This is a genomic window from Pseudomonas sp. RIT409 (assembly GCF_003052515.2).
In the GTDB taxonomy this organism is placed as follows: Bacteria; Pseudomonadota; Gammaproteobacteria; order Pseudomonadales; family Pseudomonadaceae; genus Aquipseudomonas.
Map to the genome: position 1 here is coordinate 82,505 of NZ_QARE02000003.1, position 14,968 is coordinate 97,472.

Annotated in this window: 10 protein-coding genes and 1 pseudogene; 9 read left to right on the forward strand and 2 right to left on the reverse strand. The window is 55.9% G+C overall.

Annotated features, from left to right (window positions below):
- Entirely contained in the window at positions 1-519 is a 519-nt protein-coding gene (locus tag DBP26_RS04915) for a MarR family transcriptional regulator (protein WP_108236684.1), read from the reverse strand.
- A 359-nt stretch (positions 520-878) separates the two neighbouring features.
- Between DBP26_RS04915 and DBP26_RS04920 the strand changes: the two genes are divergently transcribed.
- Both DBP26_RS04920 and DBP26_RS04925 read left to right on the forward strand, forming a co-directional pair.
- A complete protein-coding gene (locus DBP26_RS04920) occupies positions 879-1,304 on the forward strand; it encodes a DUF305 domain-containing protein (RefSeq protein WP_177411008.1) in 426 nt (141 codons plus the stop codon).
- A gap of 38 nt (positions 1,305-1,342) precedes the next feature.
- The gene (locus DBP26_RS04925; RefSeq protein ID WP_108236683.1) at positions 1,343-2,800 is read left to right on the forward strand and encodes a YncE family protein; all 1,458 of its coding nucleotides are present in this window, start codon (positions 1,343-1,345) and stop codon (positions 2,798-2,800) included.
- Positions 2,801-3,193: 393 nt separating this feature from the next.
- On the opposite strand, the gene gcvA is transcribed toward DBP26_RS04925, so the two are convergent.
- A complete protein-coding gene (gene gcvA, locus DBP26_RS04930; protein WP_108236682.1) occupies positions 3,194-4,093 on the reverse strand; it encodes a transcriptional regulator GcvA in 900 nt (299 codons plus the stop codon).
- A gap of 256 nt (positions 4,094-4,349) precedes the next feature.
- On the opposite strand from gcvA, the gene DBP26_RS04935 reads away from it, so the two are divergent.
- From DBP26_RS04935 to DBP26_RS04965, 7 genes and pseudogenes are all read left to right on the forward strand, one after another.
- The gene (locus DBP26_RS04935) at positions 4,350-6,848 is read left to right on the forward strand and encodes a CoA transferase (protein ID WP_108236681.1); all 2,499 of its coding nucleotides are present in this window, start codon (positions 4,350-4,352) and stop codon (positions 6,846-6,848) included.
- A gap of 88 nt (positions 6,849-6,936) precedes the next feature.
- Positions 6,937-8,094, forward strand: coding sequence for an iron-containing alcohol dehydrogenase (locus tag DBP26_RS04940; protein WP_108236680.1), 1,158 nt, complete (start codon positions 6,937-6,939; stop codon positions 8,092-8,094).
- A gap of 59 nt (positions 8,095-8,153) precedes the next feature.
- Positions 8,154-9,650, forward strand: a complete 1,497-nt coding sequence (locus DBP26_RS04945) for a CoA-acylating methylmalonate-semialdehyde dehydrogenase (RefSeq protein WP_108236679.1) — start codon at positions 8,154-8,156, stop codon at positions 9,648-9,650.
- Between the two features lie 340 nt (positions 9,651-9,990).
- Positions 9,991-11,090: pseudogene (gene sfnG, locus DBP26_RS04950) on the forward strand (dimethylsulfone monooxygenase SfnG).
- 190 nt (positions 11,091-11,280) lie between these two features.
- Positions 11,281-11,859, forward strand: a complete 579-nt coding sequence (locus DBP26_RS04955; protein ID WP_108236678.1) for a TetR/AcrR family transcriptional regulator — start codon at positions 11,281-11,283, stop codon at positions 11,857-11,859.
- Between the two features lie 315 nt (positions 11,860-12,174).
- The gene (locus DBP26_RS04960; protein WP_108236677.1) at positions 12,175-13,026 is read left to right on the forward strand and encodes a glycine betaine ABC transporter substrate-binding protein; all 852 of its coding nucleotides are present in this window, start codon (positions 12,175-12,177) and stop codon (positions 13,024-13,026) included.
- Positions 13,027-13,261: 235 nt separating this feature from the next.
- Positions 13,262-14,464, forward strand: coding sequence for an MFS transporter (locus DBP26_RS04965; RefSeq protein ID WP_108236776.1), 1,203 nt, complete (start codon positions 13,262-13,264; stop codon positions 14,462-14,464).
- The last annotated feature ends 504 nt before the right edge of the window (positions 14,465-14,968 follow it).

A 14,968-nucleotide genomic window follows, 5' to 3' on the forward strand; every position in this document is an offset into this window, starting at 1 on the left:
TTATTCTTCGGCCTTTCCAAGCCGGAATGGCGCAACCCCTCGATCATTGTTGGCTTCGACGAGCTTGATCATCTGCAACAGAAACAGCGGGCGCTGATCCTCGGGAATGCCCTCGATGGTCCGGTCGTGAGCACGTTGCACACTGGCGTCCATTTTCTTCAGCAGGTAGAGGCCCTTGCGACTGAGCTTGACCAGTTTGACGCGACGGTCCTCAGTGCTTTGCCGCCTCAGCAGCAGCTCGCGAGCCTCCAGGCGCGGGATGACTTCCGCAACGCTGGTACGCTCCAGCCCGATCTCACGCGCCAGCGTGTTCTGGTCCATCTCGCCGTGGGTGCCCAGCGTGGTCATGAGGCTGTATTGAACAGGGGTGATGTTGTAGTTGCGGGTTTCATCCAGGAACAAGCCGTAATGAATTTGCTGAAGCCGACGGATCAGGAAACCCGGCCTGCCCAGCAGCGCAGAGCGACTGATAGCCGCATCAAGTTGGGCCTGAATGTCGTTTGGGGATAACTCGCTCATATCGGTCTGATCGCAGCTCTTGAGGAGGAGGGGCAGGTGGCGCAAGCATATCATTTAGCGCAGGGCTGACGACGGCGCGGATGTTTGAAAAAGGGTCAGGGTTGGCAATGAACTGTCGGCCAAAAAACCGGAATCAGCCCGCGCGCATGGCGGTACGGGCAGGCTCAGCACGCTCGCGAAGACCAACGCTGCAGTTAGGCATCGAAGTCGGACTGTTCACCCTGGCGCAGTGAACCGGGGAGGAGGCCGCTTGAGCATGAACGCCTGCGCGAGCGCCAGCCAATCGAATTCAGCGAATGGAATAAACCCTTTCGGCAAGCGTCCTGCTTGTGAAGGCTTACCGTCAGGAGGAAACGCTTATGTCACGACTCACTCACCGCTCGTTACGCTGCGGTATCGCGCTGCTCATGGCGGGCTCCGTGTCCGCTGCTGTCGCCCATGAAGGTCATGCGCCCAAAGCCAACGCCGAGCAGCTCAACGCCGAGGCGCCCTTCATCAGCGAAAACGCTGCCGCCATGGAAACAATGATGGCGGGCATGGACAACAAGCCGACCGGTGATATCGATCGTGATTTCGTCGCGATGATGAGCGCCCACCACCAAGGGGCCATCGACATGGCGGTGACGATGCTCAAGTACGGGCATAACGAACAGCTCAAACGCATGGCGCAGGAAATCATCGTCGAGCAACAGCAGGAAATTGCCGCGATGCGCCTGGCAATCGGCGACCCGTTGCCGCCTTCCGTCGCGTCACCGACCCAGACGCCGCTCGCGACAAAGCCCTGATTGCCTCGCTCTGACTTCACAAAAAAGAAGGAAATCCCATGCACCTGTCTCGCTACCCCATGGCGCTGCTGACCTGCGCCTTGTTGACCGCTCCAGTGTCCATCTTCGCCGGCCAGATTCCCGGTAAGGCCTCGGCCAAGGACATTCCTGTTTCACATCAGGATCGTCTGTATGCTGCCGAGCAGTTCTCCAATACCGTGTCCGTCAGCGACCCGGTCGACAACAGATTGCTCGGTGTAATCAGCCTCGGCGATCCGCAACCCGGCAACCTGAGTCCGTTGTACAAGGGCGAAGTGCTGGTTCATGGCCTGGGCTTTTCGCCAGATCACAAGACCTTGGCGGTGGTGTCCATTGGCACCAATTCAGTGTCGTTCATCGACACCCAGACCAATACCGTCAAACACAAGACCTATGTAGGCCGCGCGCCCCACGAAGCGTTTTTCACGCCCAATGGCAAAGAGGTCTGGGTGACGGTGCGCGGCGAGGATTACGTGTCGGTCATCGACGCCAAGACCTTCGAGGAGAAGACCCGCATCAAGACCCCAGCGGGGCCGGGTATGCAGATCTTTTCGCCCGACGGCAAATACGGCTACGTTTGCTCCTCGTTCAACCCGGAAACGGTGGTGGTCTCGGTGGCCGATCACAAAATCGTCGGACGCGTGCCACAGGCCAGCCCGTTCTGCCCGAACATCGCGGCATCGGCCGATGGCAAGCAGGTGTGGTTCACCCTCAAGGACGTCGGCAAGGCGCAGGTGTTCGAGGCCACGCCGCCGTTCAAACTCATCAAGACCCTGGACATCGGTCCCATTGCCAACCACGTCAACCTGGTCAACAACGCCAACGGCTCGTTCGCCTACATCACCGTGGGTGGCTTGAATGAGGTGCAGGTTTACCGCACCGACACGTTCGAAAAGGTCGCCACGATCCCCGTCGGCAAACTGCCGCACGGTATCTGGCCGTCGGGTGATGGCAGCCGCATCTATGTGGGCCTGGAGAACGCCGACGCTTTTGCAGTGATCGACACGGCAAGCAATCAGGTGATCGCCAACATTCCGATCGGTCAGGCGCCGCAGGCCATCGCGTATGTGCCAAACGCGGTAGAGAAGGGCGCAGGTCTCGACAACCTCAAACCGCTGGGCGTGGCGGGGCAAGCGGTGCATTTGAGTTTGAATGCCGTCGGAAAGGCATCGGATCAGGCGCCGACCAGCGTCACGCTGTTCAACCAGGGACTGACACAAGTGCTGCAAGCTGCCGCGACCGGGCTGGAACCCAAGCAGCCGTACACACTGGCATTGGCCGATAAACCGGACGGCAGCGGCAGTCTGCAGCCGTTGTCAGCCTTCATGACCAACCCGGCGGGGTCAGCCATCGTCAACACCATTGGCCCGATTCGCCAGATCGTGCAGAGCGACGTGACAGGACAACGTCGATACCTGGTGATCGTCGCTGGCAAGCCCGAGCAATTGGGGGCGTTGGCGCAGGTGCAGACGCCTTGACCAGCGTGGTTCGATAACACACGCAGCGACACTGACCATTCTCTCAGGGCGTCACCTGAATCGCGGCAGCGCTGAGGGAGTGGTTAGCAGGAGCTCGCTGCGTCAGGGCTGCGGCGGGCTCAACAGCACACACCGCCGCACGGTCTGGCCACTAGGCAGGCGATTCCGTCAACCGAGTTCCGCGGATGGCTGCGTGTGGAACGCTATGGGCCTGTCCGGTGACGATGAAGGCTCGCTCAACCAAGTAGTCCGTCGTCCGATCCGCGAAGCTGTAACCCAGCCCTGGCGCGTCTGAATGCTTAATGCGACTGCCAGATACAGCCATCGGTTTTTTTTATAAGCGCCCCATGTGCTCTGTCTTCACAGAGATGCCGCCGCTCCAGACTGTCCTCGTCAGTCAGGCTCACGCGCTTTGTGAGCTTCTTCGACGAGCCAGTTCGCAAAAGCGGCTGCCTGTGGATTCACTATTTTGTGCGGAGAGTAAACGAGGTAGAAGGCTTCAGACGTCTCAAAACGCGCTGACAGGGGAGCGATCAGCTGTCCGGAGGCCAGGTACTGTTCCACCAATGATGATCGCGCCAACGCTACTCCTTGACCAAGCTCGGCCATCTTCAGCGCGGAGATGAGTGTGTCGAACTGCATGCCTTGGGAGTAGTCCAGGTGATCGGCTCTGGCTTTTTTCAACCAGTATCCCCAACCTTCTTCGTAGCCCAGAACGTGTAGAAGCTCATGGTTTCCCAGGTCAGCCGGCACTTTGAGCGGCCTGTGTTGCGATGGAAGCCCTGGGGCACACACCGGAAATAACCGATCCCACGTCAGCCGCTCACTTTTAAGCCCCGGCCATTTTCCGCTGCCGTAGCGAATCTCGAGGTCAGCCTCCAAGTCTGTTTCACCCATCCATATGTTACTGGTGATGCGCAAGTTTATGTGCGGGTGGAGCATCCTGAATGCCTGGAGCCTGGGCGCCAGCCAGTGCGTGAAATACACCAGACTGAACCGGATCGTCAGCACTTTACGATGACCCTGGCCGAAGATCTCATCAGTTGCTGCCGCCAGTCTCTCGACCGAATCATGTACCGCCGGGAGAAATGCCAGCCCCGGCTCTGTGAGCTCCAGACCACGTGGTAGGCGCTTGAAGAGCGCTGCGCCAAGTTGCGATTCGAGTGCTTTGATCTGCTGACTGATGGCGGCTTGGGTGAGGCTTAGCTCAAGGGCCGCGTCGGTGAAACTCAGGTGGCGTGCTGCTGATTCGAAAGCACGCAACCAGTTGAGAGGGGGCAGTCTTTTTTTCATGTTGCTGAGCTCTGGGTATGGCGTCTTGTTGTTGTAGGTTCCCAACGAAGCATATACCCATAAATCCTATCTGTTATGCATAAAAAAAATGCCCCCAAAGGGCCTTTTTTTTTTGCTTTCGCTGCCCCGGCCTTTTCTTGAAAGTAGCCCAACTCGTCCCTGACGCTGCCGCAGCGCAACGTTGCCGGCGGAGTATGAACATCAATCGAGGGCGTGTCTGAACTACAGATATGTCTATAAAAAAATAAGGTGAATCATGGGTAAGCACAGCCAGTTGCCCCTCAGTGGCGTGAACGTGATCGACTTCGGCCAATACATCGCAGGCCCTGCCGTGGCGATGATACTGGCCGATCTTGGGGCAACGGTCGTCCACATTGACCCTCCCGATGGGCCGCTTTGGGACAGTCCGGCTAACGCGGTTCTCAATCGTAATAAACTTTGCGTGAAGCTTGATCTGAAGTCACCGAGCGGCCTTGAGCATGCACGCGAGATGATTGCGACCGCAGATATCGTGATCGAGAACTTTCGCCCTGGTGTTCTAGCGCGCCTTGGGCTGGATTTTTCCGAGCTTCGCCGCGAGCGGCCCAGTCTGATCACGTTATCGATTCCGGGATTTGCCACCAATGATGAACTGCGTCGAGACTGGCGCGCGTCTGAGGCAATCATTGCTTCGGCGTCTGGCGTGTTTACCGACATGGGTCAGAACCGGGTATTGATGGGGATCAATCCAAGTTTTTCTCCGCTGCCACTGGCGTCAGCGTACGGCACGATGCTGGCGGCTTCTTCAGTGATGCTTGCACTGCAGTCTCGTCAGCGAACTGGGTTGGGTGATGAGATCGAAGTCCCGCTGGCTGCGGCCGTCATGGAGGGGCTGTCTTACAACTCCATCAAAATCGATGGCTATCCGTTGCGCTACAAAACGTTGCGTGAAAAGGAGATTGAACGTCGGCGAGCTGAAAACCTGCCAATGAATCTGAGTTACGAGGATTTGCAGGAGTATCTCGATCCTTTTTACCGTACCTATGAATGTGCCGATGGCCGCAAGTTTTATGCGGTGTGCCCTTCGCATCGATCCCACGCCAAGCGGTGCCTGCAAACGATGGGGCTTTACGACGAGATGATTGCTGCAGGTCTGCCGAAGGTCGATGACCCTTACCTGCCGCTCGCTGAATGGGAAGGCGATGCTTCTTTAGGTGTTTACCCACTGCCAGAACAGTGGGCAAAGCGCATTTCCAAGCGCATGAAAGAGGTATTTCTCACCAAGACTGCAGCAGAGTGGGAAATGATATTCGGAGAAGGGCAGTTCCCCGGCGCGCCTCACCGCTCGACACAAGAGTGGTTGCATGACGAGCATGCGAACGCTGCGGGCCTCATCGTCGAAGTGGTGGACAAAGACTTCGGGGTCATGAAGCAACCTGGCCCGATGGCCTGGCTTGAAGATAGCGGGCATTTGATGCTGGAGCCCGCTTCACGCCGTGATGTGAGCATTGAGGAAGCGCTTGCCACCTTGAGTGAAGTCCCACGTGATGAGCTTCCTGCAATCGTGCCACAAGCTCCTGGCGCATGGTTGCATGGCGTGCGCATCCTAGATCTGACTAACGTCATCGCCGGCCCTCATTCCACCTCGTTTCTGGGGCGTTTCGGGGCCGAGGTGATCAAGCTGGATCCGACTACACCCAACTATGATCCTTGGAATACCGTCGTGTTTGGCATGTCGTCAGCGCGTGGTAAGCAAAGCGTGTTAGTTGACCTCAATCAGCCTGCGGGTCGCGAGGTGTTCGACAGGCTGGTCAAGACCGTCGATGTCATCGTCATGAACGCGCCAGATCGACAGTTGGCACCGCTTGGGTTGGACGAAACCAGCCTCAAGTCGATCAACCCTCAGGTGATTTTCTGCCAGCTCGATTGCTTTGGCGGGCCTCGCCGTGGCCCTCGTACCGACTATCTGGGCTACGACGATCTGATCCAGGCTACCACGGGCATCATGGTGCGGTTCGGCGGGGGCATGCAGACTCCGGAGGAGCATGCTCATGTCGGAACAATCGATGTCATGTGTGGTTTTGCCGCAGCGCTTGGGGTGGGGGCAGCGCTTTATCAAAAATCACGAATAGGCAAGGTGAGCCGTGCACGGACGTCCCTGGCAGCGCTCGGTAACCTGGTACAGGTGCCGTTCTGTTTCGATTACAAAGGCCGCAGGGAATTTGATGAGCCATCTGGCAGAAGCGTCATGGGCTACAGCGACTTGTCACGGTTTTATCAAACCTCTGACGGCTGGCTGTACTTGGACGCTAGGGAAGTCGATCTGGTGTTATTGGACACTGTCACCGGATTGGTGGGGATCGACCAGGCGCCGGACAAAACTGCGTTTTTGACTGAAGCACTCGCAAAGGCCGCAGGCGATATCTGGCAGCAACGGCTGCAAGCCGTCGGGATCGCTGCAGCGGTTCCAGACAACATCGACAACTTGCGCCAGCGCTATAGCCGCGCAGCTGATGGCCTGCCGGGCACCGCTAACGGTAGCTATTCATTTAGCGTCTACGCCGACCACCCTAGTGGTCATCGCGTCACTCAGCTCGATCCATTCGCAATTCGTCCGCGCCTGGCGCCGATTCGCGCTCTGCGGCCCGCAGAGAAATTTGGTGCGTCTACTCGCGCGGTCATGCTCAAGCTCGGTTACAGCCCCCAGGCCATCGAAGCCTTGATGGCCAACCAGGTGATTAGCGACACCTGGAGCCTGGAATACCTGCCGAGCTGATCCGAATCGTTGTTTAAATCCCGCAAACAAGAACAGGGACGGCCCGTTTTGGGCCGACTCCCGTACGCACGAAAGCCTTGGAGGCTCTATGTCCAACCAAATTGTCCTGCCCAGAATTTTGCAAGTCGGCGCTAACGCGAGTCGGGCCATTCCAGATGTGTTGACCACACTTGGCTGTAGTCGGCCTCTGATCATCACCGACAAGATGATGGTCCAGCTGGGCTTTGCACGTGAAATTCAGGATGTGCTTCGCACCAAGCGGATCGATGCTGACGTGTTTTCAGACACTGTGCCAGAGCCCACCGTCGCTTCGATTCAGGCAGGGGTAGAGCATGCACGCAACGGCAACTTCGACTGCATTATTGCATTGGGAGGTGGCAGCCCAATCGATAGCGCCAAGGCTATTGGTATCTTGGCCAGGTTCGGCGGGGAAATGCGTGACTATAAATTCCCTCGTCAGGTCACCGAACAAGGTTTACCGCTCATTGCCATCCCGACCACCTCCGGCACAGGTTCGGAAGTCACCCGATTTACCATCATCACTGACGAAAAAACTGACGAGAAAATGCTGTGTGTCGGTATCGGGTTCATGCCGGTCGCGGCGCTAGTAGATTTCAAACTCACGATGACGCTGCCGTCGCGTGTTACCGCCGATACCGGTATCGATGCCCTCACTCACGCGATTGAGGCGTATGTCAGTCTCAAATCAAATCTTTATAGCGACAGTCAGGCCCTCGCCGCGATGAGCCTGATTGGCCCAAACCTGCGCAGAGTATTTCAGCGGGATGACGATGCCCAAGCCCGCGAAGCGTTGATGCTTGGCTCGACTTTGGCCGGTGTCGCGTTTTCCGCCGCGTCGGTTGCACTGGTCCATGGCATGAGTCGCCCGATTGGTGCTTTTTTCCACGTTCCTCATGGCCTTTCCAATGCCATGCTGTTGCCGGCGGTGACTGAGTTCTCCATTCCTGGGGCGCCAGGGCGCTATGCCGACTGTGCTCGCGCCATGCGAATCGCCAGTGCAGGCGATACCGATGAACAGGCGAACAAGAAGTTGCTTGAAGAGTTGCAGGCCCTCAACGACGAGCTCCAGGTGCCTACGGTGGAAGGCTTCGGTATCAACCGCGACCGCTTTTTTGAACTGATGCCTCTTATGGCCAAGCAGGCGCTCGCATCGGGGTCGCCGGGAAACAACCCGCGTGTCCCCACAGCTGACGAGATCGTAGAGCTGTATCGCAATCTTTGGTAACCCCAAGATCCCGAGCCTTCGGGCAACGACAACACTATTCAATAATAAGGAACGTCTACATGACTACCGTAGGGCATCTCATTAACGGCCAAATCGTCGCCGACACTGAACGTACTCAGGCGGTTTACAACCCTGCAACAGGTGAAGTCACCAAACAGGTTTCGCTTGCCTCTAAAGCCACCGTCGAACAAGCGATCGCCGCAGCTGAAGCGGCTTTCCCGGAGTGGCGAAATACACCCCCGATCAAGCGTGCGCGAGTGATGTTTCGCTTCAAAGAGCTGCTCGAAAAAAATGCGGAACGGATTTGCCAACTCATCGGCGAGGAGCATGGGAAAATCATCCATGACGCGATGGGTGAGTTGCAGCGTGGGATCGAAAACGTCGAGTATGCCTGTGGCGTTCCTGAGCTTTTGAAAGGCGAACACAGCAAAAACGTCGGCCCGAATATTGACTCGTGGAGCGAATTTCAACCGCTCGGCGTCGTGGCAGGTATTACGCCATTCAACTTCCCCGCGATGGTGCCATTGTGGATGTTTCCTATGGCTATCGCCTGCGGTAACTGCTTCATACTCAAGCCTTCTGAGCGCGACCCCAGCTCGACGCTCTATATCGCCCAGTTGCTCCAAGAAGCAGGTCTGCCGGATGGGGTGATGAGCGTGGTCAACGGTGACAAGGAGGCTGTTGACACGCTGCTGCACGATCCACGCGTGCAGGCGGTGAGCTTTGTGGGGTCGACCCCGATTGCTGAATACATCTATCGAACGGCGGCGGCTAACTGCAAGCGCTGCCAAGCGCTGGGCGGGGCAAAGAACCATGCGATCGTTTTGCCTGACGCTGATATCGATAACGCTGTGAACCAACTCATCGGCGCCGCTTTTGGCTCTTCTGGGGAGCGCTGCATGGCGGTGTCCGTTGCGGTCACAGTGGGCGATGCGACTGCCGATGCACTCATTCTGAAAATGCGTGAAGCGATGGCCAAGCTCAAGGTTGGCCATTACCAAGACAAGCAGAACGACTTCGGCCCGTTGATCACCCGTGAACATCAGCAAAAAGTCATCGGCTATATCGACAGCGCGCAAGAGCAGGGTGCCCAAGTGGTGGTCGACGGCCGTCATGTTCAAGTGTCGGCATGCGAGGGCGGTTTCTTCGTCGGCGGGACATTGATCGATCAAGTCACGCCTGACATGCGCTGCTACAAGGAAGAGATCTTCGGCCCGGTGTTGCTGGTAGTGCGCGCTCAAAACATGAAGCAAGCCATGCAATTGATCGACGATCACGAGTACGGAAACGGCACCTGCATCTTCACTCGAGATGGTGAAGCTGCACGCTATTTTTCAGACAACATCAAAGTCGGGATGGTAGGTATCAACGTCCCTCTTCCAGTGCCGGTGGCGTATCACAGTTTCGGCGGCTGGAAACGATCGCTGTTCGGCGATTTGCATGCGTATGGCCCGGATGCCGTGCGTTTCTACAGCAAGAGGAAGACGGTGACTCAACGCTGGCCATCCTCAGGTGTCCGTGAGGGAGCTGAGTTCTCTATGCCGACCATGAAGTAACGCCGTTTCCGTTCACGGATAGACAGGGCGGCGGAGTGAGCGTGCTGCGCTGCCCTTGGGCGACTTTTGTTGCAGAGTGCGGCGCAACAAAGATCGATATGAGGCTTCAGCCACCAGGACATTGTCTGTTTTTTTTGAACAGTAGATGTTTGGTTGGCAACACGCCTTCAGCAATGGTGGGCGATTTCAACAATCGATCAAATCAGGTCTTCCGACTAACCCTATGAAAAATATGAGGATATTTGATGGCATAGTTGATGCTCTTGTTTTGCGAGGAGATGAGGATCTACGTTCTTGGTGATCATGCCGGGCGGCTCCCTCATCGAATTGGAGGCTAGTCATGAGTCAGCACGCAATCAAGTTCGCTTACTGGGTACCCAACGTGAGTGGCGGTTTGGTCGTTAGCAAGATCGAGCAGCGCACTCATTGGGGAATCGATTACAACCGAAAGCTCGCTCGAATCGCTGAGCGCTCCGGCTTTGAGTATGCGCTCACCCAGATTCGTTTCACCGCTGGTTATGGCGCTGACAGCCAGCATGAGTCCGTGGCTTTCAGTCATGCATTATTGGCGGCAACCGACAATTGAAGGTGATCGCAGCAGTGTTGCCTGGACCATGGACGCCAGCAGTGGTGGCCAAGCAACTGTCGACGATCGATCAGCTCACAGGTGGGCGCGTGGCGATCAATGTCGTCAGTGGGTGGTTCAAGGGCGAGTTCCAGGCAATTGGCGAACTGTGGCTGGAGCACGATGAGCGCTACCGTCGCTCGGAAGAGTTCATCACTGCGCTTAAAGGCATCTGGACGACGGATAACTTCACCTTCAAAGGTGATTTTTACCGCTTCCATGACTACACACTTCGACCCAAGCCTATTCAGCAACCGCATCCGGAAATATTCCAGGGAGGCAGTTCTCGTGCAGCACGGGACATGGCCGCGCGCGTTTCTGATTGGTATTTCACCAACGGCAATACCGTAGAGGGCGTCAAAGCTCAGATCGATGACATCCGGGCGAAGGCCGCGGCGAACAGCCATTCGGTGAAGATTGGTCTGAACGCCTTCATCATTGCACGTGAAACCGAGGAAGAGGCCCAGGCCGTACTTCAGGACATCATCGATCAGGCGAATCCGGAGGCCGTTAACGCGTTCAGCGATGCTGCAAAACAGGCAGGCAAAGCTAGCCCGGAAGGTGAGGGGAACTGGGCCAAATCCACTTTTGCCGACCTGGTCCAATACAACGACGGTTTCAAAACCAATCTCATAGGTACCCCCAAACAGATCGCCGAGCGCATTGTCGCGCTGAAGTCAGTGGGCGTCGACCTGATCCTGTCTGCGTTCCTGCACTTTCAAGAAGAAGTTGAGTACTTTGGCCAACACGTATTGCCGCTGGTGCGTGAGTTGGAAGCAGCTACCCAAAGCAGGAGATCGGTCGAAAGTGCATGATGCCCAACGGAGGATCAACCTCAGAGTCTCCCTCAAAACGCCGTACTGATGAGAACCCGCTGCGGCGGGTTTTTCATTAGCCGCGGAGTGTTCACCTCGGTCGCAATGGGAATACTCTGTGTCGCTTATGGCCATTTTCGAGTTATACCGGTCGGTATAGTGACTTTACTCATGTAAGGGAGACACTCGAATGGACAATGTCCCCAAACGCTTAGTTGATTCGGCGTTAAAACTGTTTTTGTCTCAGGGCGTGCACATCACGGGTGTTATGGCTATTGCCGAGCAAGCCGGTGTGACCAAGATGACCCTTTACAGTCATTTTGAATCAAAAGACGCGTTGATTGTGGCATGCCTTGATGAGCGAGATCGCATTTGGCGTAGAGAAGTAGAGCTTATGCTGGAAAGGCACCCCGATCCGGTCGACTCCATTCTTGCGTTTTTTGATCTTTATCAACGTTACCTTATTCAGGACGGCGGACGTGGATGCGTGTTTGTCAACAGCGCCGCAGAATTTCCTGAGTGCAGCCATCCTGTTCATATTGCTGTGAACAGGCATAAACAGGGGATCCGGGATGAGTTGATGGGGTTGGCTATCAAGGCAAATTTGATGGATCCACATGCAGCTGCTGAAGGACTTTTCGTGTTACTTGAGGGGACTTTCCTCACAGGAGCAATGGCGCAAAAAAATACCGAGGTTTTCGATACCGCTAGAAAGATGGCGCGCTGCTGGGTACGTCAGCACAATCGGCACAAAGCAGAAGCGTGTTGACGTAGTATTGCTGGAAAATTTAACGGATAGAAGGCCTAGCATCTTCTATTTCACGAGGCCATCCCCCGTAATCGAAAATGTTTTACATGTTCATCGATTTCTTATAAGCACGACATCTGCCTCCGTCTTGGTTCTATCGATATACCCACGATTGCCGAGACGGCAAACCGTCGCTTTCAGTGAGTGGCAGGGTTGGGGTGAGTGCCTTTTGCGAGTGATCGCAAACATGGCCGTTACATGGACCATGACCTAACAAGAAAGCACACTAATTTACACAAGACCATAGCCGACAACGGCGTCTTTCAGGAGTCTCACATGAAATCTGGGCGTATTTTGGGGGCGGGTATAACCTTGGCTTTGGTATTTGCTTGCAGTGCTGCGCAGGCCAAACCCGAGTTGAGCTTTGGGTATTCAGACGGTTGGGCTGAAAGTGTCGCGTCGACCTTTGTGGCTGCAGAAGTCATCAAGCAAAAGCTTGGATATGACGTAAAACTAATGCCTGTTGCGGCGGGGATCATGTGGCAAGGGGTCGCAACCGGTAAGTTGGACATGATGGTTTCAGCCTGGCTGCCAGTGACACATGCTGAATACTGGACAAAGAATAGCGAAAAGGTTGTTGATTACGGTTCTAACTATACGGGTGCGAAGATCGGTTTGATTGTACCGGACTATGTAACCGCTAAATCTATCGACGATCTCAAGGCTGATAATGGTTATGGCAAACGGATTGTCGGGATCGACGCAGGCGCAGGTGTGATGACGGCAGCCGGCGTTGCGATCAAGGACTATGATCTGGACGGCTATAAGCTTCAGGCCAGCTCCAGCGCGGCGATGACGGCTGAACTGGCCCGCGCCTACGCTAAGAATCAACCCATTGTAGTGACCGGGTGGTCGCCGCACTGGCTTTTCGCTAAATGGAAAATGCGCTTCCTTGAAGACCCTAAGGGTGTTTTTGGCGCCGCTGAGCATGTAGACAATATCGGCAGCAAGGATCTTGCCACAAAAGCACCTGAGGTCGCTGAGTTCCTGAAGCGGTTTTCGTGGAAGGACGCCAATGAGATCGGCGCCGTCATGCTCGAAATCCAAGACGGCAAGAAACCTCAGGAAGTCGCGACCGAGTGGGTCGCAGCACATCCCGATCGGGTAGCGGAGTGGACAGGCCAGTAAGCACCCAACAGAGCCGGAAGTGGCAGTCTGTTAGCGCGATGAAACCCGGGTATGTACCCTCCGTCGCTCGGTAGAGCGATGGAGGGTGCGACGCTGTCTGGCGGCGCGCGCACCTCTATATCCGTAAGTTCCAACGATCACTTACTTTTACTGACCTCGTTATCGCGACGAGGAAATAATCCCCGCCTTGAACACTACTTCTTAGGTGAAGGCAATCCTGTTTTGGAGATATACCGTGACGAACGCTTGGCGATCCAGTGGCTGGATTATAGTGGGCAGTGCGTTGATCCTGACTCTGTCGCTTGGGATACGCCACGGCTTTGGATTGTTCCTCTCTCCAATGAGTGCGCAGTTCGGTTGGGGCAGGGAGGTGTTCGCGTTTGCCATTGCCTTCCAGAACTTGCTCTGGGGACTGGCACAACCGATAGCGGGGGGGCTGGCGGACCGCTATGGTGCCGGCAAAGTCATTGTCATTGGCGGAGTGCTTTATGCAGCAGGCCTGCTCTGCATGAGCATGGCTGACTCTCCCTCGACCCTGATATTGAGCGCTGGCGTGCTTATCGGTATCGGCCTTTCTGGAACGACGTTTTCCGTCATCCTGGGTGTGGTAGGGCGGGCGCTGCCACCCGAAAAACGCAGCATGGGTATGGGCTTGGCGGCAGCCGCCGGATCTTTCGGCCAATTTGTCATGCTGCCTGGCTCGTTGGGGCTGATCAGCGGACTAGGGTGGTCAAAAGCGTTGCTGGTGCTCGCCGTTTTAGCCGCCCTTATCGTGCCGTTGGTTGGCATGCTGAAGGACAAGCCTATTCCGGACACCGGGCCTCAACAAACGCTGCGCGAAGCGCTGCATGAGGCATGCACCCACTCCGACTTCTGGTTGTTGTCGTTTGGGTTCTTCGTCTGCGGCTTCCAGGTTGTTTTCATCGGAGTCCACCTTCCGGCGTATTTGTTGGATCAGCATCTTAATGCCAAAACGAGTACCACCGTCCTGGCGTTGATTGGCTTGTTTAATATCTTCGGTACCTATGGTGCGGGCTGGCTTGGCGGCCGGATGTCAAAGCCCCGCTTGCTGACAGGTTTGTATCTGTTGCGAGCATTGGTGATCTTTGCGTTCGTCTCACTTCCTGTCACAGAGCTCACTGCTTACCTGTTCGGCGTTGCCATGGGCATCTTGTGGTTATCAACAGTGCCCTTGACCAATGGGACTGTCGCAACGGTATTTGGAGTGCGGAATCTATCGATGCTGGGGGGGCTCGTGTACCTGTGCCACCAACTCGGAGCATTCCTCGGGGGCTGGCTAGGTGGGATCGTCTATGACAGAACAGGTAGCTACGACCTGGTTTGGCAAGTGTCTATCCTGCTGAGCCTCATGGCGGCTATTTTGAGTTGGCCCGTTCGCGAAACACCGGTTCGACGCCTTTCGGTAACAAGTGTGTAGGTTCCGGACAGGGCACCGCCCACAGGGTAGTAGCTTGTGCCCGCAAGATTTGCACGGGAAATAAGGCCGCAGCGGGCGCCGATCAGACGAATGCATCGACTCAGGAGCTTTCTCGTTTGGCCATTTCCTATGGTGGCTAGATTTAAACTGTAAATGGGGTAGGGAAGGGAGCACGCCTGAAGCTGAAGCTGGGCTTGTGGGCCGTACGGCATCTCCTCCGTGTTGCCCTCGTGCTTTTGCGGGGGTGACACTCCGCGCTGTTTTGAAAGCCCGGTGGAAAGAGTACTCGGATTAAAAGAAGGCTTTCGGATGGATATTCTTGTTAAGACAAGAAGCGTGGGAGTACTAAATTATCGATATCCTGTTGTCACTGTTTTGGTGGACAGGGTCACCAAAACTACCGTTGGTATAAATTTCCATCAGTCAAACTCAGACGATGGAGACCCACCTGAACCGCCGTCAAATTAAGCCCTGCAATATCCGGGTCTAGCAATTATCGGATAT